At 58.8% G+C, this 21,125-nt stretch carries 20 protein-coding genes; 9 read left to right on the forward strand and 11 right to left on the reverse strand.

Features of this window, described 5'->3' with window-relative positions:
- Positions 1-30: 30 nt before the first annotated feature.
- From sfsA to DI396_RS12550, 3 genes are all read left to right on the forward strand, one after another.
- Positions 31-753, forward strand: coding sequence for a DNA/RNA nuclease SfsA (gene sfsA / locus DI396_RS12540; protein ID WP_110796558.1), 723 nt, complete (start codon positions 31-33; stop codon positions 751-753).
- Between the two features lie 106 nt (positions 754-859).
- Positions 860-1,669 (forward strand): type I methionyl aminopeptidase, encoded by an 810-nt coding sequence (gene map / locus DI396_RS12545; protein WP_110796559.1) that lies wholly within the window; start codon positions 860-862, stop codon positions 1,667-1,669.
- 297 nt (positions 1,670-1,966) lie between these two features.
- Positions 1,967-3,013, forward strand: a complete 1,047-nt coding sequence (locus DI396_RS12550; protein ID WP_110796560.1) for a TRAP transporter substrate-binding protein — start codon at positions 1,967-1,969, stop codon at positions 3,011-3,013.
- Positions 3,014-3,137: 124 nt separating this feature from the next.
- On the opposite strand, the gene rsmD is transcribed toward DI396_RS12550, so the two are convergent.
- Both rsmD and DI396_RS12560 read right to left on the reverse strand, forming a co-directional pair.
- Positions 3,138-3,698 (reverse strand): 16S rRNA (guanine(966)-N(2))-methyltransferase RsmD, encoded by a 561-nt coding sequence (gene rsmD / locus DI396_RS12555; RefSeq protein WP_110796561.1) that lies wholly within the window; start codon positions 3,696-3,698, stop codon positions 3,138-3,140.
- Complete coding sequence (locus DI396_RS12560; protein ID WP_110796562.1) at positions 3,695-4,906, reverse strand: NAD(P)/FAD-dependent oxidoreductase; 1,212 nt, start codon at positions 4,904-4,906, stop codon at positions 3,695-3,697. Before DI396_RS12560 ends, rsmD begins: the two co-directional genes overlap by 4 nt.
- A 96-nt stretch (positions 4,907-5,002) precedes the next feature.
- Here DI396_RS12560 and DI396_RS12565 point away from each other — a divergent pair, with 96 nt between their 5' ends.
- Positions 5,003-5,491 (forward strand): peroxiredoxin, encoded by a 489-nt coding sequence (locus DI396_RS12565; protein WP_110796563.1) that lies wholly within the window; start codon positions 5,003-5,005, stop codon positions 5,489-5,491.
- Positions 5,492-5,801: 310 nt separating this feature from the next.
- Here the strand turns inward: DI396_RS12565 and DI396_RS12570 are convergent, their stop codons facing one another.
- The 7 genes from DI396_RS12570 to DI396_RS12600 all read right to left on the reverse strand — a co-directional run bounded on the left by DI396_RS12570 (position 5,802) and on the right by DI396_RS12600 (position 12,742).
- Positions 5,802-6,662, reverse strand: coding sequence for a mechanosensitive ion channel family protein (locus DI396_RS12570; RefSeq protein ID WP_110796564.1), 861 nt, complete (start codon positions 6,660-6,662; stop codon positions 5,802-5,804).
- The gene (locus tag DI396_RS12575) at positions 6,659-6,955 is read right to left on the reverse strand and encodes a 4a-hydroxytetrahydrobiopterin dehydratase (protein ID WP_110796565.1); all 297 of its coding nucleotides are present in this window, start codon (positions 6,953-6,955) and stop codon (positions 6,659-6,661) included. The genes DI396_RS12570 and DI396_RS12575 overlap by 4 nt, the downstream gene beginning before the upstream one ends.
- Positions 6,952-8,139, reverse strand: a complete 1,188-nt coding sequence (locus DI396_RS12580) for a GNAT family N-acetyltransferase (RefSeq protein WP_110796566.1) — start codon at positions 8,137-8,139, stop codon at positions 6,952-6,954. The genes DI396_RS12575 and DI396_RS12580 overlap by 4 nt, the downstream gene beginning before the upstream one ends.
- Positions 8,140-8,206: 67 nt before the next feature.
- Entirely contained in the window at positions 8,207-8,989 is a 783-nt protein-coding gene (locus DI396_RS12585) for a glycerophosphodiester phosphodiesterase family protein (RefSeq protein WP_110796567.1), read from the reverse strand.
- The gene (locus DI396_RS12590) at positions 8,986-9,450 is read right to left on the reverse strand and encodes a RidA family protein (protein ID WP_110796568.1); all 465 of its coding nucleotides are present in this window, start codon (positions 9,448-9,450) and stop codon (positions 8,986-8,988) included. The genes DI396_RS12585 and DI396_RS12590 overlap by 4 nt, the downstream gene beginning before the upstream one ends.
- 143 nt (positions 9,451-9,593) lie before the next feature.
- On the reverse strand, positions 9,594-10,856 hold the full coding sequence (locus DI396_RS12595) for an HlyD family type I secretion periplasmic adaptor subunit (protein WP_235851865.1): 1,263 nt from the start codon (positions 10,854-10,856) through the stop codon (positions 9,594-9,596).
- A gap of 149 nt (positions 10,857-11,005) precedes the next feature.
- Positions 11,006-12,742, reverse strand: coding sequence for a type I secretion system permease/ATPase (locus DI396_RS12600; RefSeq protein WP_110796570.1), 1,737 nt, complete (start codon positions 12,740-12,742; stop codon positions 11,006-11,008).
- A 200-nt stretch (positions 12,743-12,942) separates the two neighbouring features.
- Between DI396_RS12600 and DI396_RS12605 the strand changes: the two genes are divergently transcribed.
- Together DI396_RS12605 and DI396_RS12610 are read left to right on the forward strand one after the other, a co-directional pair.
- Entirely contained in the window at positions 12,943-13,770 is an 828-nt protein-coding gene (locus DI396_RS12605; protein WP_235851863.1) for an MlaA family lipoprotein, read from the forward strand.
- Entirely contained in the window at positions 13,763-14,371 is a 609-nt protein-coding gene (locus tag DI396_RS12610; RefSeq protein WP_110796572.1) for an MlaC/ttg2D family ABC transporter substrate-binding protein, read from the forward strand. The genes DI396_RS12605 and DI396_RS12610 overlap by 8 nt, the downstream gene beginning before the upstream one ends.
- A 116-nt stretch (positions 14,372-14,487) precedes the next feature.
- Here DI396_RS12610 and DI396_RS12615 read toward each other — a convergent pair whose 3' ends face one another.
- Positions 14,488-16,683 (reverse strand): transglycosylase domain-containing protein, encoded by a 2,196-nt coding sequence (locus tag DI396_RS12615; protein WP_110796573.1) that lies wholly within the window; start codon positions 16,681-16,683, stop codon positions 14,488-14,490.
- 259 nt (positions 16,684-16,942) lie between these two features.
- Here DI396_RS12615 and DI396_RS12620 point away from each other — a divergent pair, with 259 nt between their 5' ends.
- On the forward strand, positions 16,943-17,281 hold the full coding sequence (locus DI396_RS12620; protein WP_110796574.1) for a P-II family nitrogen regulator: 339 nt from the start codon (positions 16,943-16,945) through the stop codon (positions 17,279-17,281).
- A gap of 26 nt (positions 17,282-17,307) precedes the next feature.
- Positions 17,308-18,645 (forward strand): ammonium transporter, encoded by a 1,338-nt coding sequence (locus DI396_RS12625; protein ID WP_110796575.1) that lies wholly within the window; start codon positions 17,308-17,310, stop codon positions 18,643-18,645.
- 203 nt (positions 18,646-18,848) lie between these two features.
- Here the strand turns inward: DI396_RS12625 and DI396_RS12630 are convergent, their stop codons facing one another.
- Positions 18,849-19,760: a LysR family transcriptional regulator gene (locus DI396_RS12630; protein ID WP_110796576.1), complete on the reverse strand. Its 912-nt coding sequence runs from the start codon at positions 19,758-19,760 to the stop codon at positions 18,849-18,851.
- A gap of 103 nt (positions 19,761-19,863) precedes the next feature.
- On the opposite strand from DI396_RS12630, the gene DI396_RS12635 reads away from it, so the two are divergent.
- Positions 19,864-21,087: a urate hydroxylase PuuD gene (locus tag DI396_RS12635; RefSeq protein ID WP_110796577.1), complete on the forward strand. Its 1,224-nt coding sequence runs from the start codon at positions 19,864-19,866 to the stop codon at positions 21,085-21,087.
- The last annotated feature ends 38 nt before the right edge of the window (positions 21,088-21,125 follow it).

Below are 21,125 nucleotides of genomic sequence, written 5' to 3' on the forward strand. Positions count from 1 at the left end.
ACCTATTTGCTACAGGTATAGGCCCGCCCCATGCGCTTTCAAACCCCTCTTGAACCGGCCGTGCTCATCCGTCGCTATAAACGGTTTCTGGCCGATATCCGTTTGGCGGATGGAACCGAGGCCGTGGCGCATTGTGCCAATCCGGGATCGATGATGGGATTGGCGCAAGAGGGCATGCGCATTTGGGTCGAGCGCAACGACGATCCGAAGAAAAAGCTGCGCTATGGGTGGCGGTTGGTCGAACATGACAGCGGAGATTTCACCGGCGTCGATACATCGGTGCCCAACCGCGCGCTGCGCGAAGCTTTGTGCGCGGGGCAGGTGGCGGAATTTGCAGATTTCGATGAGGTTCTACCAGAGCAAAAATATGGCGCGAACAGCCGGATTGATTTTCTGCTGCGCAAGGCGGGCGCGCCGGATCTGTATCTCGAAGTGAAATCTGTGACGCTGAGCCGCCAAGCGGGGCTGGCGGAATTTCCCGATAGCGTCACCAAGCGCGGCGCCAAGCACCTTGAAGAGTTGATCGAAATGCGCCGCCAAGGGCACCGCGCCGCGATGCTCTATCTGGTGCAACGTACCGATTGCGCGCGCACCGCCTTGGCCGCCGATATCGACCTCGCCTATGCCGCCGCCTATGCGCGCGCCCGCAACGCAGGGGTCGAAGCCTATGCCTACGCCTGTAGCATCACCCCCGAAGAGATCACGCTTGGCGCGGCTTTGCCGCCACCGCCGGTCGCGTCATCTTTGCCGTGAAACTTGAACAAATGTCGCTGCCTCTGGTCCTTGGAGGCAAACCGTCCTAAATAGAGGCGAAATCCGGCGCGATCGGGCGCCCCCATCCATATCCGAGCGAGGCACCATGGGCGAAGATCATCGCGGCCGTATGACCAAAGACGGCATCCGTATCCACGAAGAGGCAGATTTTGCCGGCATGCATGCGGCGGGAAACTTGGCGGCAACAATCCTTGATGAGATCGCAGAGCACGTCTTTCCGGGGCAGACCACGGCTGAAATCGACCGTTTGATCGAAGAAAAGGTCAACGCAGCAGGGGCGAAATCGGCCACCATCGGTTATCGCGGTTATAAACACGCTTCGTGTATTTCGGTGAACCATGTGGTGTGTCACGGAATTCCCAGCGAAAAGACACTTAAAGACGGTGACATTCTCAACATCGACGTGACGGTGATTGTCGATGGATGGTATGGGGACACCAGCCGGATGTATGTTGCGGGCAAACTTGGCCGCAAGGCCGAGCGACTCATTGAGGTCACGCATGATGCGTTGATGCGCGGCATTGACGTGGTCCGCCCCGGCGCGACATTTGGCGATATCGGCCATGCGATCCAAAGCTTTGTCGAAAGCCGCCGTATGTCTGTGGTGCGTGATTTTTGTGGTCACGGGCTTGGGCGCGTGTTTCATTCTCCGCCCAATGTGTTGCACTATGGGCGTCCGGGCACAGAGGCTGTTCTGGAAGAAGGGATGTTTTTTACCATCGAGCCGATGGTGAATTTGGGCCGCCCCGAAACCAAAGTGCTTGCCGATGATTGGACTGCCGTGACGCGCGATAAATCGTTGACGGCGCAGTTCGAGCATTCGATCGGAGTAACCGCCGACGGGTTCGAGATTTTCACCCTATCCCCCGCCGGTACCTTTCACCCAACCTACTAAGTAACCAAAGCACTGAATAAATTACCAAAGCACTGGTGAACCACCCACATAGGGATACACTGCAGTAATTACGATTTCGTGACGATCGTGGGCAGGGGAAAGCAATCCCCGAATTCCCCATTTGCATCCTTTCTGGCGCGTTTTGTGTTTTTTATCAGTTGGTTAAATGTGGTGCGGTGGCGGGTTGGCTCTTGAATGCGGCTTGCGCTTCGGTAATACCCTTCCCATCTTGATCCTGCTGCACTGCCGCATGGCACCTGCCGCGTTTCCAATCGGGTAGCACAAGGAGGCCAATCTATGAGCTTTATGAAATCCGCAGCCCTCGCCGCCGTTCTCGGCCTGACCGCCACCGCGTCCGTCGCGCAAGAGGTCACGCTTCGCTTCCAACATTTCGTTTCGCCCAACTCCGCGAACCCGAAATACTTCATCGAACCATGGGCGAAGAAAGTCGAAGCCGACAGCAATGGCCGGATTAAGGTCCAGGTCGTGCCCTTTATGCAGTTGGGAGGCAAAGCGCCCGAGCAATATGACTATGTCGCCGATGGTGTGATTGACGGTGGTTGGGTGATCCCCGGATATCAACCGGGACGTTTTCCCGAAGCCGAAGCCATGGAAATGCCTTTTATGACCACCAAGAACGCCGAGGAAGCTTCGATCGCGGCGTGGGAGTTCACGCAAAAGCACCTTGCCGATGATTTCGCCGATGTGCATTTGATTGCCGCCCATATGCACGGGCCGGGAATCGTGCACAAACGCGCGGAAGAGATCAAAACCGTCGAAGATTTTGACGGTCTGAAGCTGCGCGGCCCGTCGCGCGCGGCGACGATGCTTTTGAACAAATTGGGCGCAACGCCGATTGGCATGCCGGTGCCCGCTTTTCCCGAAGCTTTGTCCAAAGGTGTGGTTGATGGCGGTGTGATCACTTGGGAAATGGCGCCTTCGCTAAAGCTTGATGATCTGGCTGACAGCCATACCGATGTCGCCGGCGACAAAGCCTTCTACAACCTCTTTTTCATCTGGGCGATGAACAAGGACGTTTATGAAGGGTTGCCCGACGATCTGCGGGCTGTAATCGATGCCAATTCCGGCGCGGCGACATCGGCTTGGGCCGGGCGTGCACATGACTTGGGCGACAGGGATGGCCGCGCCGTCATGGAAGCCGCAGGCAACACGCTCGCCACGATTAGTGTGGAGGAAACGGCGCGGATTCAAGCTTTGGGCGATGAGGTTGTGGCCGACTGGATTGAAGAGGCCAATAAGGCCGGTCTCGATGGTCAATTGCTGATCGACGATGCCCGCGCCCTGGTCGCCAAATCCGCAGGCACCGCGCGTCCGCTGGAATAATAGCATGACCAACTGCATTAAAGGCCGTCCCATATGGGGCGGCCTTTTGTGTTCGAGGGGGTCGTAAATGCGGGGAAAGGATGCGCTGCCGGAGGGCGGGCATCCGCCGAAGCGGCAAGGTGATTTAGGCTTTCTCCAAGAGTGAAATCACCGTGCCGCCGTATTTGCGCGCATCCAACACCTGCCATCCGGCGGGCGGGGTGATTGCCGCGCTTTCTTCCCAGACGATAAGCGCCTGATCGTCGATCCATCCGCCCGCCAATGCGGCTTTGAGCGCGGCTTCGCCCATTTGTTTGCCGTAGGGCGGGTCAAGAAACACCAAATCGAAGGGTGCACCCTCATGTGCGGGCAATTTGCGCGCATCGCGGCGGAAAATCTGGCAGGCGGTCTTGGCCTCGCACAGCGCGATATTCTGGGTCAGTATTTTTTGTGCCACGCGCCCGTCCTCGATGAAACACACGGCATCCGCCCCACGTGACAGCGCCTCAAGTCCGAGCGCGCCGGTGCCGGCAAATATGTCCAGCACCCGCGCCCCGCCCAAAGGGTCGCCGAAACGCCCGCCGCCTAAAACATTGAACAGGCTCTCGCGCACGCGGTCTGTGGTCGGACGCAAATGCGCGCCCGCATCGCCCTTACCAACCGAGGCCAAAGCGCGGCCTTTGAATGCGCCGGCGATGATCCTCATCTCAGCAGGCTCTTGAGATCGGTGTCGGGGTCGTCGATCAAGGCCGGATCGGGGGATTTCCCACCGTCTATCAATCGTTTCCCCACCATATAGGCGCGTGGATCATTGGCCGCATCGACGGCCAGCAATGTCGCGCCACGGTAATACCAAAAGGACATTGCGCCGTCTTTGTCGCCCGTCCGCGTGATGATCCGGTCATAGCCGCTGTTCAATCCTGCGATTTGTAATTTGACGTCATATTGGTCGGACCAGAACCACGGCTGCGGCACATAGGGTTTATGCGCCCCCATGATATTTTCAGCCACGCATTCGGCCATATCAATCGCGTTGGGCACGGATTCGAGCCGCAGCATCCCGCCCTCATGTGGGAAGCTGGCGCAATCGCCTGCGGCCCAAATTGACGGGTCTGATGTCTGGCCAAATTCATTGACCTTGATGCCGTTTTCGACAGTCACCCCCGCCGCTTCGGCGAGTCCGGCGCGGGGCCGGATGCCGACACCCACCACGGCAAAATCCACCTCCAGATGGCTGCCGTCGCTCAGGTCAGCGCCGCTGACATGGCCCGTGCCCGTCAGCCGGAGCAGGCCGGTGCCTTCACGAATATCAACGCCATGCGCGGCGTGAAGCGCGCGGAAATAAGCGGAGGTTTCGGGGCTGGCGACACGTTGCAAAATGCGTTCGGCCATTTCAACCAGAACCACATGCAAACCGCGTTTGGCCGCGACGGCGGCGGCTTCCAATCCGATATATCCGCCCCCGACAATCAGCACCCGTTTCCCCGCCACAAAATAGGGGGCCATTGCATCCACATCATGCAGATCGCGCACGGTGAAGACCCCGTCCAAATCACCGCCAATGGCGCGGGGCAGGCGGATCGGCTCTGATCCGGTGGTCAGGGCCAATTGGTCATACCCAAGCGTTTCCCCCGTAGCGAGCGTCAGAAGTTTATCCTGCGGCAGGATCGCCGCGACCTCGGCTCCCTTGCGCAGGGTGATATTTTGCTCGGCGTAAAAACTCTCGGGGCGCAGGAACAGGCGCGCGCGCTCCATTTCGCCAAGCAGGTATTTCTTTGACAAAGGCGGGCGTTGATAGGGCGGGGCATTCTCGCCGCCGATCAATGTGATCGCGCCCTCAAACCCCAATCCGCGCAGCTTTGCGGTCAATGAGGCCCCGGCTTGGCCCGCTCCGATCACGACAATATGGCTCATCGCGCCCGTCCTTTCACAAGTTTCCTATGGCCCGCGTAGGGCGCGCGCCTGTATGCTGTTCCAGACGTATCACAATGACAGACAGGATAAAGACGAATGACACTCAAGGTTGGAGACAAATTGCCCGAGGCGACGCTTGTTGGCATGGGGCCAAAGGGGCCCGCGCCCGTAGCATTGAGCGACAAGCTCAACGGGCGCAAGGTGGTGATCTTTGCCGTGCCCGGCGCGTTTACCAGCGTATGCAGCACCGCCCATGTGCCGAGCTTTATCCGCACCAAGGGCGATTTTGACGCCAAAGGCGTTGATGAAATTATCTGCGTCTCGGTCAACGATCCCTTTGTGATGGACGCATGGGGCGAGAGCACCGGTGCGACAGCGGCGGGGCTGACCATGCTTGGTGATCCGCAAAGCGAGTTCACCAAAGCCATCGGTATGGATTTCACCGCCCCCCCCGCAGGGCTGATCGCGCGCTCCAAACGCTACGCGATGCTGGTCGAGGATGGCGTTGTTTCGGTCTTCAACGCGGAAGAAAACCCCGGCATGTGCGAAGTCTCTGCCGGTGAAGGATTGCTGGCCGAGATTTAAGGCGCGTCGCCTTGCGGGATGCAGTATCCCGCGATGTTGCACTACGGCATAAAAGGGCGCTCCGGATCGGGGCGCCCTTTGTATAAATGGTTTTTTGCCTTGGGACCGCGATATGCGGCCTGCCGGTTTGGGGCGCGGCTGATGACTTGCGGCACGGCCAATCGGCCCATCCGGCCAAGGCGCGATGCAAAGCCCGCAGGCAGATGAAGAGCCGCAGGCACGGTGCCCGTTGCGGTAGAGGGAACTATGCCGGCAGGCGGTTTGCCCCATGCGGTGCACGGCGCGTGTCATGCGGCAAACCGCGCAGCCGTTATTCTGAGCTCTGCGTGACCTGATACATGGTCCGTGTCGGGAACGGAATGTCGATGCCGCCTTCGTCAAAGGCCTCTTTGATCGCCCGGGTCATATCGGCGCGGAAGGCGAAATAATCGCTCGATGCGCACCAGACGCGCACCAGAAAATCAACCGAACTGTCGCCCAAATTGGTGACCTGAATAAATGGTTCGGGGTCGCTCATAGCACGTGGATCGGACAGGATCGTGGCGCGGATGATGTCATCGGCGTTCTTCAAATTCGCGCCGTATCCAACACCAAATGTCCATTCGGCGCGCCGCGTGTTATTGGAGGAATAGTTGCTGATCACATTGCCCCAAACTTCTGAATTGGGAATGATCACCTGCGCATTGCTGAGGTCCGCCAGTTCGGTAAAGTTTAAAGAGATGTCTTTGACGGTGCCGGTTTGGCCTGCGACTTCGACAAAATCTCCGATTTTAATCGGGCGAAACAGGATGATCATCACCCCTGCGGCGACGTTCGAAAGCGTCCCTTGCAGCGCCAGCCCAATCGCCAGCCCGGCCGCACCGATAACGGCCACAATCGAGGTGGTTTGAATCCCGAAGGTATTGAGAACAAACAAAACCGCAAAGGCGAGGATGGTATATCGGGCAATGTTTCCGAGGAAGTTGAACAGCGTGCTGTCGAGGCGGGCATAGGCCTCGCCCATGCGCACCAACCGCCGCCGCGCCCATCCGGCGACGATAAATCCGAGCAGTAAGATCAGCAGTGCCGAGACCACCGACCCCAAAGCCGAGGCGAGGAATTCCAGCGTCAAAACATCAGAAATTGAGGTGCCGTTATAAATGTCGGTGTGGAGGAGTTCTGTCAAAGTCATTGTGCCAGTTGGTCCATTTTTCGTGCCAGTTTTGCATCCAAGGGTGTCAATCCACCTGCGTCATGGGTGGTCAGCGTGACGCTGACACGGTTGTAGATATTGCTCCATTCAGGATGGTGATCCCATTTTTCCGCCCAAAGAGCCGCACGGGTCATAAAGGCAAAGGCCTGTGTGAAGTCCTCGAAGGTGAAGGTTTTGGAAAGGGCATCGCGGGTTTCCTCGACACACCATCCGGTCGCTTTCAACGGCTCCAGAAGCGGGCCTCGGCCGGTATCGCTTAGGCGTTCGGTCATTGGGGATCCTCGTCAGAATTGGATTTTCGGAATGGACCATAGTCGGTCAGAACGTCGATGTCTTGGTCTATGGCGCGGGTTTCTGCCGTGAGGAACTCGCTTACGGCGCGGGCAAAGCCGGCATCAGCAATCCAATGCAACGAATGGGTTTTTGCCGGAAGATAGCCACGCGCCAATTTGTGTTCGCCCTGCGCCCCCGCTTCGACGCGGGACAAACCCTGTTGGATCGCGAAATCTATCGCGCGGTAGTAGCAAAGTTCGAAATGCAAGCACGGGTGATCCTCTAAGCAGCCCCAGTATCTTCCAAACAACGCGTCAGAGCCAATAAAGTTCAATGCGCCGGCAATGTATTTGCCGTCCCGTTCGGCCAGCACCAATAAAATATCGTCTCTCAAGCTCTCTTGTGCGCAATCAAAAAAGCTGCGGGTCAGGTAAGGCGTGCCCCATTTGCGCGCTCCGGTGTCTTGATAAAACGCCCAGAACGCATCCCAATGTTCCGGCTCGATTTGATCGCCGGTGAGCATATGGATCTGCCCGCCGAAGGTGGCGGCTTGCGCGCGCTCCTTGCGGATGTTCTTACGTTTGCGCGAGGACAGGGACGCAAGGAAGTCGTCGAAATCGGCGTAGCCGTCATTCGTCCAATGAAATTGTTGGCTGGCCCGGGGCATCAAGCCCATCGCACGGCCTGCGGCCGCTTCGTCTTCGGTGCAAAACGTGATGTGTAGCGATGAAATGTTATTGGTCGCGGCCAATTCTACCGCCCCCTGGACCAAGGCGCTTTGACCTTGAATCTCGTGCCCCTTACGGGTCAGCAGCCGACGCCCGGAGACGGGTGTAAACGGCACGGCAATTTGCAATTTCGGATAATATTGCCCACCGGCGCGCGCATAGGCTTCGGCCCATCCGTGGTCGAAAATATATTCGCCTTGACTGTGGGATTTGGCATAGAGCGGTGCGACCGCGATGATGGCACCCTCTTGCCGCGCCAGCAGATAATGCGGTTCCCATCCGGTGCCACGCCCGACCGATCCGCTGTCTTCGAGGGCCTTGAGAAAGCGGTAGGTGGTGAAGGGATCGGCAGGTCGTCCGGCCATATCATCGGCACAGGCGCAGGCATCCCAATCGCTCTGCCCGATGGCAGATATATGGCTCACCGCTTCGATTTCGATCGCTGTTTCGCTCATATACCTATCTTCGTGCCTTGGGGCCGCGCGGCCTATCTCCAATTATTTGGGTCTACAGAGGCCGGATTCAAGCGGGGATTTCAGCCGCATAGCCCTCGAAAGTGATATTTTGCGCAATGCGCCGTGCGCGGGTTTCTTGAGCACGGGAACGGATCGTCCAACACAAGACCCCCGCACCGCGTGTTTTGAGGTCCGCCACACGAGCGCGGGAGAGGTCTTCAGCTTGGTGGCTGATAAAGCTGGCGCCCGCCGCATCATAATCTGGAATGGCGCGCAGGCGCGCGCGCTTGGCCGCATTCAACATCGGCCAATCCTCCGCCGCATAGTCACAAGTGGTGATTCCGCGCGGCACATCGGGTGCCAGAGCGGCCATTTGAATGACCGAATGTGGATTAAAGGACATCACCGCGACCGGGCCGCGATATCCGGTAAGCGCCATGGCCACCGCCTGTTCCAATCGGCCGATGTTGGCGCCCAAGCCGCCGTCTTGATCTTTGATCTCGATGAGCAATGCGGCGCGCCCCGCGACAATGTCGAGAACGTCGGACAGCTGCGGCATGCCTCTGCCATCGCCGGCTTTGAGCGGAATGGTTTCAAGCGCGGCTGCGGTTTGCGCGTTGACGGCGCCTTTGCCTTCGGTCAATCGGTCGAGGGCATAATCATGAAACACCATGGCAGCGCCGTCTCGCGACAATTGCACGTCGATCTCGATACCATATCCGGCCTCAACAGCGGCGCGGATTGCGGCGCGGGAATTTTCCGGCCGGGCCTGTGCCAGATCCCAATAGGCCCGATGGGCCAGCGGGGCGCGCAAGAATGCGTCCGGCAGGGCGGGGGCGTTGGTGCTCATTTGATTTGGAAAATGGCTTCGATTTCGACCGCAACGCCCAAGGGCAACGACGCCGCAGACACCGCCGAACGCGCGTGCCGTCCCGCGTCGCCAAGCGCCGCCACCATGAAATCCGATGCGCCGTTGATCACCTGTGGTTGCTGGGTAAAGTCTGCGGTGGAGTTGACAAACCCCACCAGTTTGACCAAGCGCACCAGCCGCGATAGATCCCCGCCGCAGGCTGCTTTGGCCTGTGCCAGCAGTGAGATCGCACAGGTTTGTGCCGCTGCCGCTCCATCCTCGACCGTCAGATCAGCGCCGAGTTTTCCAGTGATCAACCCGTCGGGGCCGTTTGATATTTGCCCCGAGACATGCACCAAATCACCGACCTGCACGAAGGGAATGTAGTTGGCGGCAGGGGCGGGGGCATCGGGCAAGGTGATGCCCATATCGGCAAGGCGGGTTTCGATTTGGGGGCTCATGGCGCATCTCCATTGCAGGGCATTTGAGGCGTTCGCGGCCAAGCTAACGCGCGGATCGCGGGTTGCACAGAGACAAATGATCGATCCGGCACGGGAAACGGGCGGCCGATTGGATCGCGTCGCCCGGTTTTGTTCCGTGCGGTTTATTCGCGGAAGGCCTTGGTGAAGTAATCCGTGAACGGTTTGACCAGATAGGCGATCGGGGTGCGATCCGCCGTGCGGATAAAGGCTTCCACGGGCATGCCGGGGATCAAGGGCGACCCGGCTGGCAACTTGGCCTGCTCACCTTCTGAAATCACGATTTCCGCACGGTAATAGGATTGGCGCGTGGCGTCATCTTGGAAGGCATCGGCGGAAATGTGCACCACCCGCCCCATGAGTTCCGGCGTGGTGCGTTGATCAAGCGCCGATATCCGCAATGTCACGTCCTGACCGACGAAAATCTGGTCGATATGAATGGGCTCGATCTGGGCCTGCACCACCAACGGACGGTCCTGCGGCACGATATACATCAGCGGATCGGCGGCGCGGATCACCGAGCGTTCGGCAAAAACAGTGAGCCCGTAAACCACGCCGGACACCGGCGATGTGATGTCCAGTCGCGACAGCTGTTCCATCAAGGCCCGGCGTTGCTCCGCCAATTCCAATTCGCGATATTGCAGATCGCGCAGGCGGGTGATCGCCTCTTCGCGGCGCTGGCTGCCGAGCTTGAGGATCTCCAAATCAATCTCGGTCACGCGGCCCTCTGCTTGCGCTTTTTGGGCTGCGAGATCGCCGACAGAACCCAAAAGCCGCGCTTCTTCACGTTGCAATCCCAGCACCCGCGCCGATTGCGCAAGCCCGCGATCCAATAAGGATTTTTGGCTGGCAAGCTCTTCGCCGATCAACGCCAATTGCCGCTGTAGCGCATCGCTTTGCGCGGTGAGCCCGTCGATCTGGTTACCGATCTGGCTGCGCCGCTTTTGCAGTTGTTCTCGCGCTTGCTCTTCCGTCTTCGACCGTGCCTCCAACAGGCGCATTTGCCCGGAAACAAGGCCGGCAACGTTGCTGTTGGCTTGGCCTGCGCGGATCAAAAGCGGATCAAAAACGGCGGATTTGGTGCCGTCACGCTCGGCCTCAAGCCGGCCGCGCCGCGCCATCAATTCGTAAAGCTGCCCTTCGGTGATCGCCAATTGCGACCGCAATCGCGTGTCGTCAAGCCGCAGCAGAATCGTGCCGGCGCTGACGGTTTCGCCTTCCTTGACCAGAACCGCATCAACCACGCCGCCATCGGGGTGCTGGACGATCTGCCGGTTCTGATCGACCTCGATTCGCCCGCCTGCGATGATCGCGCCGGAAATCTGCGTGAAGGTCGCCCATGTGCCAAATCCCAACAGCAGCACGGCCAAGGTGATGATCCCCGCCATCAAAGGCACCCGCGCCGACCAGTTCGGCACATCATCTGCCGCCTTTGCTCCGCCATTGCCAAGCAACAGGGGCGCGGCGGATTGCGCCGCAGGCTTTGTCGCTGCGCTGCGCGGCTTGGGGGCAGGGCGCTGGCCCGGTTTCGCAGCGGTCATCGCACGCCTCCGGGGGTGGTATTGGAACGAATTTGTTTGTGGTTTTGCACCACCTCGCGGAGCACATCCTCTTTGGGGCCATAGGCCACCCGCGCACCGTTCTCCAACATGAGCAGCATATCGCATTCCTGAATGGCGGATGGCCGGTGCGCCATGATCAAGACCGAGCGGCCTTCGGATTTCATCTGCCGGATGGCGCGGTTCAAGGCTTGGCTGCCCTCATTGTCGAGGTTCGAGTTCGGCTCGTCGAGCACCAGGATCACCGGATCGCCATACATCGCCCGCGCAAGGCCAAGCCGTTGGATTTGTCCTCCCGACAGGCGCCCTGACGTGGCGCTCATCTGCGTGTCATACCCATGTGGCAGCTTCAAAATCATCGCATGCGCATCGGCTTTCTTTGCCGCTTCGACGACCTTTGCGGGATCTGGGTTCATCGACAGTTTTCCAATGTTTTCGGCAATGGTGCCGTCGAACAATTGCACCCGCTGTGGCAAGTATCCGATGTATTGGCCCAACATGGAGGGGCCGTAGTTGTCCAAGGACGCGCCATCGAGGCGGATTTTCCCCGCTGCCGGACGCCAGACGCCGGTCAAGGCCCGCGCCAGGGACGATTTCCCCGCCCCCGACGGGCCGATCACCCCGACGGCTTGCCCCGGTTGCACCGTAAAGCTCACCATGCGCAGCGCGGCTTGCGCCTCGCCGGGGGGGACGATGGTCGCTTGCTGCACTTCCAAAAGCGCCTGCGGCTGCGGCAATGGCGTGCGCGGTGCGCTGGGGGGCACTTCGCCCAAAAGCTCCGAAAGGTTCTCCCAACCTTTCACGGCGCGTTGCACCACCGCCCATTGCCCGATGGCCAATTCGATAGGCGCCAAGGCCCGCCCCATCAGGATCGAACCGGCGATCATCGCGCCGGGGCTCAATTCGTTCTGCAGCACCAGATAGGCCCCGAGACCCAGCATCGCCGATTGCAAAAACAGCCGGAAGGATTTGGTCGTAGAGGAGAACAGCCCGCCCAGATCGGCGGCATGGACCTGTTCCTTCAACGAGTTTGCGCGCAGCACTTGCCAGCGGTCGAATGCAGCATCGCGCATCCCCATGGCTTGCACCATTTCGGCCTCGTTGCGCATCTGCTCCGATACGGCTTCGGAATGCACATTCGCCATGGCGGCGCGGCCTTGCGGTTGCCGTGTGGTGATTTGGTTGGCCACGGTGAGGGCGATCAACACCAGCCCCCCCGCTAATGCCAATAACCCGAGCCAAGGGTGGAAAATCGCAATGGCGATTAAAAAGAACGGCGTCCAAGGAATATCGAAAAGCGCCATCAAGGCTGGCGAGGTCATTAGCCGTTGCACCGATTCCAGATCACGCAATCCCGTGGTGCTGGTGTCATCAGGGCGCAGGGCAGATTTGGCCAGAACCGCTTCGAACACCCGCCGGTCGAGCCGCGATTGAAATTGTGCGCCGACCCGCCCCATGATGCGCCCGCGGACAAAATCCAAAACCCCCATCACCGTGTAGAGGAACAGCACCAGAACCGAGAGCGCCACCAAGGTCGCCACCGAACGGCTCCCAAGCACGCGGTCGTAAACTTGCAACATATAAAGCGGGCCGGTCAGCATCAGTACATTGGCGAAAAAGCTGAAAATTCCGACGGCCCAATAGAGTTTGCGACTCTCGCGGCGGGTTTTGCGTAACTCGTGCCGCCCGGCTTCCAGCTGTTTTTTGGTGACCATGAGCGTCTTTTCGCCTTGTTAGGACCGTGATCTGACAACTCGATTTTGATCGTTTGTCCGGCAGTTTAAAACAGAAACTGTCTTATAGGTGGTTTCTGTCGCCAATTGGCCACATTGTGGCGATGACGCGGGCGCAAAGGGTGGGCATTGGCTGCCGATCATCTAGATAGGAACATAAGCTCAATAGCGCGGAAACTCCATTGCCTTATTCTTCTCTGCGGATGCTGTTGCGTCCTGTCCGCACTGCCTCGTTTTTCGCCGGCCTGATCGCACTGGCTGCCTGCTCAACGCCGGATCCGGCGCGGATGTCCGATGGTGTGTGGGATCCTGACGAGGCGGCGAACCGCCGGGTGCATGCGTTTAACAAAAAACTGGACCGCGCCGTTCTGGCCCCGGCCGGGAAGGGCTACGTGACCATTGTGCCTGCGCCTGTGGTCCACGGTGTCTCGAATTTTTCCGACAACCTGTCGTTGCCCGGCACGGTGGTGAACAATCTGCTGCAACTTGATTTGGGCGGTGCGTTGACGAATACCGCGCGGTTTGCCTTTAACACGGTGGTTGGCGTTGGCGGGGTGTTTGATCCGGCGGGGTTGATCGGCCTGCATGAAAAAGACACCGATTTCGGCCAGACGCTGGCGGTTTGGGGCGCCCCCGAAGGCAGCTATCTTGAATTGCCGGTGCTTGGCCCTTCGACCCAGCGCGCCGCGACCGGCAAGGTGGTCGATCTGGTCACCAATCCGCTGTCTTATGCCTTACCTGATCCCGAGAAATATTACGGCACCGGCGCCTCGGTCCTGTCTAAGTTGGGCGATCGCGGTAATTATGGCGATGCTTTGGATGATCTGTATTACAATAGCGCCGATAGCTATGCCGCCGCGCGCTCGGTTTACATGCAAAACCGTCGCTTTAACGTCGGGGCGGCAGACGGGGGATATGATGATCCCTATGCCGATCCCTATGGAAGTTCGGACAATGACCCCTATATTGCGGATCAACTTGATCCCTATGAGGCCCTAAGCAATGAGTAAGTTTTCCCGCCGCATGTTTGCCCAAACCGCTTTTGCGGCGCTTGGCATGACGGCCTTTGCCGCGCCGCAAGCCGCGTGGGCTTTGAATGATGCACAGGCCAAAGCCTTGGTCGATAAAACTGTGGCCGAAATCAACCGTGTGATCTCTTCGGGGCAATCGCTTGGTCGTATGATTTCGGATTTCGAGCGGATTTTCACCCGCTACGCGGATGTCAATATCATCGCCCGTTCGACCCTCGGCCCGGATAGCCGCCGCGCAAGCGCGTCGCAGATGCGTGCGTTTACCACCGCATTTCGCGGCTATGTTGCGCGCAAATATGGCAAACGGTTCAACGAATTTGTCGGCGGTGTCATCACCGTGCAAGGCGTGCGCAAGGTAAAGAGCTATCACGAGGTGGTCACCATGGTGAAGCTCAAAGGCGAGGCGCCTTTCGATGTGAAATTCCTCGTGTCGGATAAATCCGGTAAGGATCTGTTCTTTGATATGATCATCGAGGGGATCAGTTTGCGCCTGACCGAACGAACCGAAATCGGTTCGATGCTGGACCGCCGCAGAGGCGATATCGACGGCCTGATCGAAGATCTGAAAAAGTCCGGTTGACCCGCAAACGCGAAAGATACCATTTTGTTCTGGACGGCCCCGCCATATTGGCGCGGGCCGTTTTCGGTTCTGGTTTCGGTTCTGCGGCAGCGGGCGATGCCGGCTTTACGGTCGCTCTAGTTGATGCCCAAAATATCGCCCAACAGCCGCTCGATGGCATTGCGCGGCCGTTGCTTTTGCGCATTTGCGGGTGCGAGCTGGCGTTGCTCTGCGCGCGGGGCAGGGCGCAGCATCGGTAATGGGCGCACTTCGGTGCCCTCATGTACGCGGATCATCGTTTCGTGCCAGATTTCCGCAGGCAGGCCCGCGCCCGTCACACCGGTCAATGGTGTGTTGTCGTCATAGCCCATCCAGACGCCGGTGACATAATCGGCGGTGAAGCCAAGGAACCACGCATCACGTGCGGCCTGCGTGGTGCCGGTTTTGCCCGCCGCCTCGCGCCCCTCAAGACGGGCGCGCCGTCCGGTGCCGTTCTCGATCACGTTATGCATCATATAGGTCAACTCGCGCGCCGCATCTTCGCGGATTACCCGCTCGCCGATACCGGTGCCGTCATTGTTCATCAAGGCTTCGGTTTCGCCCTGAAGCCGCAGTTCGATCAATCCGTAGGGCGTGACCGACGACCCACCGTTGAGGATACCGGCATAGGCGCCGGCCATTTCGATCAATGTGCTTTCTGATGCGCCGAGCGCCAAAGCCGGCCCTGCGGCCAGATCACTTTCGATTCCGAAATCGGAGGCCACCTTGCGCACCATATCAAGCCCGACGCTTTGCGCCACTTTCACTGCCGGAATGTTGAGCGAATTGCGCAGCGCTTCGGTCAGCGTCACCGTGCCGTGGAACTTTTTGTCGTAGTTCTGCGGCGACCATGGCCCCGAACCGGGAATGTTGATCGTCAGCGGGGTATCATCGACCAGATCATCGTGGTGATAGCCAAGCTCCAAAGCCGTGGCATAGACAAAGGGTTTGAAGGCCGATCCGGTTTGGCGCAAAGCCTGCGTTGCACGGTTGAAGGCGCCGGACACTTTGGTTTTGCGCCCGCCAACCATGGCACGCACCGCGCCATCGGCGCTCATCACCACAATCGCGGTCTGGGCTTTTGATCCTTCGCGCACCTTGTTTTCGAAGACATATTTCATCGCGTCTTCGGCGGCTTGTTGCAGGCGCTGATCCATTGTTGTGTGAATAACCACATCTTCGGTGGTGTTGCGGGTCAAAAACTCCGGACCCGTGGACATCATCCAATCGGCGAAGTATCCGCCTGCCTTGGCCTCTGCCGCTTCGGAGAGCTCGGCCGGGTTGTCGCGCGCATTCTGCGCCGCATTGTCGGACAGATACCCCTGTTCATGCATCAATCCGATGATCAATGCGCCGCGCTCTTGGCTGCGCTCGAGGTTGTTGGTCGGTGCAAACCGGGTTGGGGCTTTGAGCAAACCGGCGAGCATGGCGGATTCTGCGGGGGTGACCTCGGCGGCGGATTTGCCGAAATAGCGTTGGCTGGCCGCTTCGAACCCACGTGCCCCCGCGCCAAGGAAAGCGCGATTCATATAGATGGTGAGGATCTCGTCCTTGGAGTATTTCACCTCCATCGCCAAAGCATAGGTCGCCTCTTTGATCTTGCGCCAGAGCGATCCCTGGCGGCAATCATTTTCGTATTCGGTTTCGCTTTTCCAATCCTCGGGCACATAGGGCGTGCCCATGCACAAGAGCTTCGCGGTTTGCTGCGTGATGGTCGAACCGCCGTTGCCCGACAACGGCCCGCGCCCTGCGCTCAGGTTGATCCGCACCGCAGAGGCAATACCACGTGGCGAGACGCCGAAATGTTTGTAGAACCGCTTGTCCTCGGTCGCGATGATGGCGTTGCGCAGATGTGGAGAGACGGTTTGCGCGGTGACCACCCCGCCGAATTGGTCGCCGCGCCAGGCGAAGACATTGCCCTCGCGGTCAAGCAGTGTCACCGATCCGCGCGCGCGGCCATCAAGCAGGGCAGAGACTTCCGGTAGGGTCGAGGCAAAATAGCCGACGCCGAGCGCCAGAATAAGCGCTGTCACCGTGCCGACACGCCACCCGATCCCCCAAATAATACGCAGCACAAACCGTAGCAGTCCGATAAATGCACCCACGATAGGTCCACGCTTGCGCGCTGGGCGCCGGGGGGAACGGGCCGGTTTTGCCTTGGCTCTCGTGATTTTACTTTTGGCCTTGGATGCCGCCTTGGCGGTTTTGCCCGACTTGGCCTTGGGTTTGGCTTTGGACTTGGAATAGCGTTTGTCCGCCACCAAGGGTGTGCGACGACGACCTGAATCACTCATGTATTGCCCTGCTCGGCTTCATTGTTTGCCACACAATACAGCGAAACACGCCGGATGTTGAGCCAAAGCCCATGCGGTTTGCGTTATAATTTTGCGCAATAATTAGGCATGGTTTCGAAATCGCACAACAATTAATCAGATGAGGTGGGTTTTGCGCCGATTTGACCCCGCTCTGACTTCCCCCGTTCTCGGATACGGGTTTTTTCTGAGCGGGCAAAATCGCGGTGCATGCTGCGCAAAGTAACTGAAGGGGACCAAGGTGAAACTGATTATTGCAACAATCAAACCGTTCAAGCTTGAGGAGGTCCGCGAGGCGCTGACCGAAATCGGCGTGCGCGGAATGATGGTAACCGAGATCAAGGGCTTCGGCTCGCAATCTGGCCACACTGAAATTTATCGCGGTGCAGAATATGCCGTGAACTTCGTGCCGAAAGTGAAGCTCGAAATCGTCGTGAGCGCCGCAATGGTCGATCAGGTCGTAGACACCATCACCACCACCGCCAAGACCGGTAAAATCGGCGACGGTAAGATTTTTGTTCTGGACGTCGGCCAAGCCGTGCGTGTGCGCACCGGCGAGACGAACGGGGACGCGCTTTAATCGGCGCCGAGGGAAAGGAAAGACTTATGAAAACTCTCACTAAATTTGGGCTCGCAGCGACGTTGATCGCGTTGCCCAGCCTTGGCCTTGCACAGGACGGCCCGACACCGGGCGTCAACGCATCGACCGACACCGTATTCATCCTGAACTCCTTGCTGTTCCTTGTTGGCGGCTTTCTGGTGTTTTGGATGGCGGCGGGTTTTGCCATGCTCGAAGCGGGCCTTGTGCGTTCAAAAAACGTTACAATGCAGTTGATGAAGAACGTCGCGCTGTTCTCGCTCGCGGCGATCTTTTACTACCTTATCGGCTATAATCTGATGTACCCGCTGGGCACTTGGTCGGTTGACGGCATGCTTTCGGGCGTTTGGGGCCCTGGTGTTCTTGAAGCCGTTGGCGTGACCGCCGAGACGGCGGATGATTATTCCTACGCCTCTACCGGTTCGGATTTCTTCTTCCAGTTGATGTTCTGTGCCACGACGGCATCGATCGTTTCGGGCACCTTGGCCGAACGCATCAAACTGTGGCCTTTCCTGATCTTCACGATCGTTCTGACAGCCGTGATCTACCCGCTGCAAGCGTCGTGGAAATGGGGCGGCGGTTTTCTTGACCAAGCCGGTTTCCTTGATTTCGCGGGCTCCACTGTTGTGCACTCGGTGGGTGGCTGGGCCGCTTTGACCGGCGCACTGATCCTTGGTCCGCGTATCGGCAAATACTCCAAAGAAGGCCGCGTGATCCCGATCCCCGGTTCGAACCTGACCCTTGCAACTTTGGGTACGTTCATCTTGTGGCTCGGTTGGTTCGGTTTCAATGGCGGCTCGCAGCTGGCCATGGGCACCGTGGGTGATGTCGGCGACGTAAGCCGGATCTTTGCCAACACCAACACTGCGGCAGCTGGCGGAGCGATTGCAGCCCTGATCCTGACGCAGATCCTCTACAAGAAGCCTGACTTGACCATGGTTCTCAACGGCGCATTGGCCGGCCTCGTGTCGATCACCGCCGAACCGCTGACCCCGTCCTTGGGTGCGGCAACTTTGATCGGCGCTGCCGGCGGTGTGATCATCGTCTTTGCGGTTCCTTTCCTCGACAAGCTGAAAATCGATGACGTTGTCGGTGCCATTCCGGTTCACCTGATCTGCGGCATCTGGGGCACCATCGCGGTTGTCTTCACCAATGGTGATGCGTCGCTCGGCACCCAGCTTTATTCGATCGTTGTGGTTGGTATCTTCACCATCGTCGCATCCGGTTTGACCTGGTTCATCCTCAAGGCTGTGATGGGTCTGCGGGTGTCCGAAGAAGACGAGATCAATGGTCTCGACCTCGCGGAACTTGGGATGGAAGCCTACCCAGAATTCTCCAAAGGCTGATTATCTCCTTCCAATCAGCTGACAGAGTACTTCCCGGGCGTTCGCGCCCGGGATTTTTTGTTTTGGGGTCTGTTTTGTGTTGGCCTAGAGGGTCGCGGGGCACAGGGCTTGCGCTGCACGCCCGCCCGCGTTTGGGCCGCGATGGTCGGCTCTACCATGCCTTTCACCGGCCAAGAGACCGACAAAGAGCGGGCTGATTGTCGCTATTCTGCGATGGTCAAAGCTTCGCGGCATTTGGCCACCATGAATTCGGTAAAAAGCTGCACCTTTGGGTCGCGCAACTTGCGGCTGGGCGTCAGGCAGGCCAGCTGCGCGGGCAGGGGCGGTGTGGCGGCGGCGACTTCGACCAACGCGCCACTGGCCAAATGCTCCGCTACCTCGAAACGTGGTTTCATCACGACCCCCGATCCGGCCAAAGCCCATCCGGTCAGCACATCGCCATCATCACTTTCCAACGGGCCGGTGACAGCATAGGCCCGCGCGCCGGTTTTGGTTTGCAGGCTCCAGCGGAATTCGCGTGCTCCTGGAAACCGCAGGTTCAAACAATCATGCTTGTCCGCGATCAACGCATCGCCATCTTCGGGCATCCCCCGCGCGGCAATATAGGACGGCGCGGCACAGAGCAGCCGTTCGCAATCGGCGATCACGCGGATTTTCAAATCGCTGTCCTCCAGCGGCCCCAAATGAAACGCTAAATCCAACCCTTCGCCCATTACATCTACGATCCGGTCCGACAATCGCAGACGAATGTCGATCTCGGGGTAGAGCATTTTGAACGCCGGCACCGCAGGCGCAATCAAACGCCGCCCGATTCCCAAAGGGGCGGCGACAAACAGCGTGCCGCGCGGGCTTTGACTGGCCTGCATGACCTTGGCCTCGGCGGCGTCAATGGCATCCAGAATCGCGCAGGCCCCGTCGTAAAACAGCCGCCCGTGCTCTGTCGGGCTGAGCGACCGCGTGGTGCGGTTGAACAGGCGCACGCCCAGATGTTTTTCCAACTCGCCAATGCGCGCCGACGCCACGGCGGGCGAGGTGCGTTGATCGCGGGCCGCCGCGCTCATACTGCCCAACTCATAGACACGGACAAACATTTTGACGTTATTCACATAGGCCATTTTCAATGCCTTCTTGAAACTGCTGGTGGTATTTGCAGGATTAACAAAAAGCTGCCCGATGCGATAGCCTTGGCAGAACCGGGACCAATAGGAGAGATGCGCGATGTATGATCTGGCAGCGATGGGCGAATGGATCGAATTTGCCGTGCGTTGGGTGCATGTGATCACCGCGATTGCATGGATCGGTTCGTCGTTCTACTTCATCGCGCTCGATCTGGGTTTGCACCGCGACCGCAATCTTGCCTCCGGCGCCGATGGCGAGGAATGGCAAGTCCACGGCGGCGGATTCTACCATGTGCAAAAATATCTCGTCGCACCCGATGCGATGCCCGGTGATCTGATCTGGTTCAAATGGGAAAGCTACTCCACATGGCTCAGCGGTTTTGCCCTGATGTTTCTTGTCTATTACATGGGGTCGGAATTTTTTCTCGTTGATCCTGCCGTGGCCGATATTGCCGGATGGCAGGCTGTTTTGATTTCGCTGGCCTCGCTGGCCTTTGGCTGGATCGCCTATGACCGCATTTGCAAATCCAAGTTTGGCGATGACAACACGCGGTTGATGGTGCTGCTCTATGTAATCCTCGTTGCGATGGCCTATTTCTACACCTCGGTGTTTTCCGGCCGTGCGGCTTTGCTGCACCTTGGGGCCTTCACCGGCACGATCATGTCGGCCAATGTGTTTTTCATCATCATGCCGAACCAACGCATTGTTGTTGCCGACCTCAAGGCGGGGCGCACACCAGACGCCAAATACGGCAAGATCGCCAAACAGCGCAGCACCCATAACAATTACCTCACCTTGCCGGTGATTTTCTTGATGCTGTCGAACCACTATCCCTTGGCCTTTGCGTCGGAGATGAACTGGTTGATCGCATCCTTGGTGTTTTTGATGGGGGTGACGATCCGGCATTATTTCAACACGCTACATGCCCGCAAAGGCAATCCCACATGGACGTGGTTGGCGACGGCGATCCTCTTTATTGTCATCATGTGGCTTTCCACCGCACCGATGTTCCATGCCGCAGAACGTGAGGAGGCCAGCGGCGCAGCCTTGCGGTTTGCGCAGGCCGAGGGCTTTGAAGAGGTGCATGATATCGTGCTGGGCCGCTGCTCCATGTGCCACGCGGCGGAGCCGGGGTGGGAGGGGATGCATTGGGCCCCCAAAGGCGTGCGGTTGGAGACAGAGGCGCAAATCGCCCGCCAAGCCCGCGATATCTATATGCAAGCGGGCCTGACCCATGCCATGCCGCCCGCGAACCTGTCCTATATGGAACCGGCCGAGCGGGCCAAAATCGTCGCATGGTATCGCACCGCCAGCGGCGGGTAGGGCGCCGGTGGCCGCCGTGATGGTGAGCGAAATTGCCG

Source organism: Litorivita pollutaquae (genome assembly GCF_003205515.1).
Taxonomy (GTDB): domain Bacteria; phylum Pseudomonadota; class Alphaproteobacteria; order Rhodobacterales; family Rhodobacteraceae; genus Litorivita; species Litorivita pollutaquae.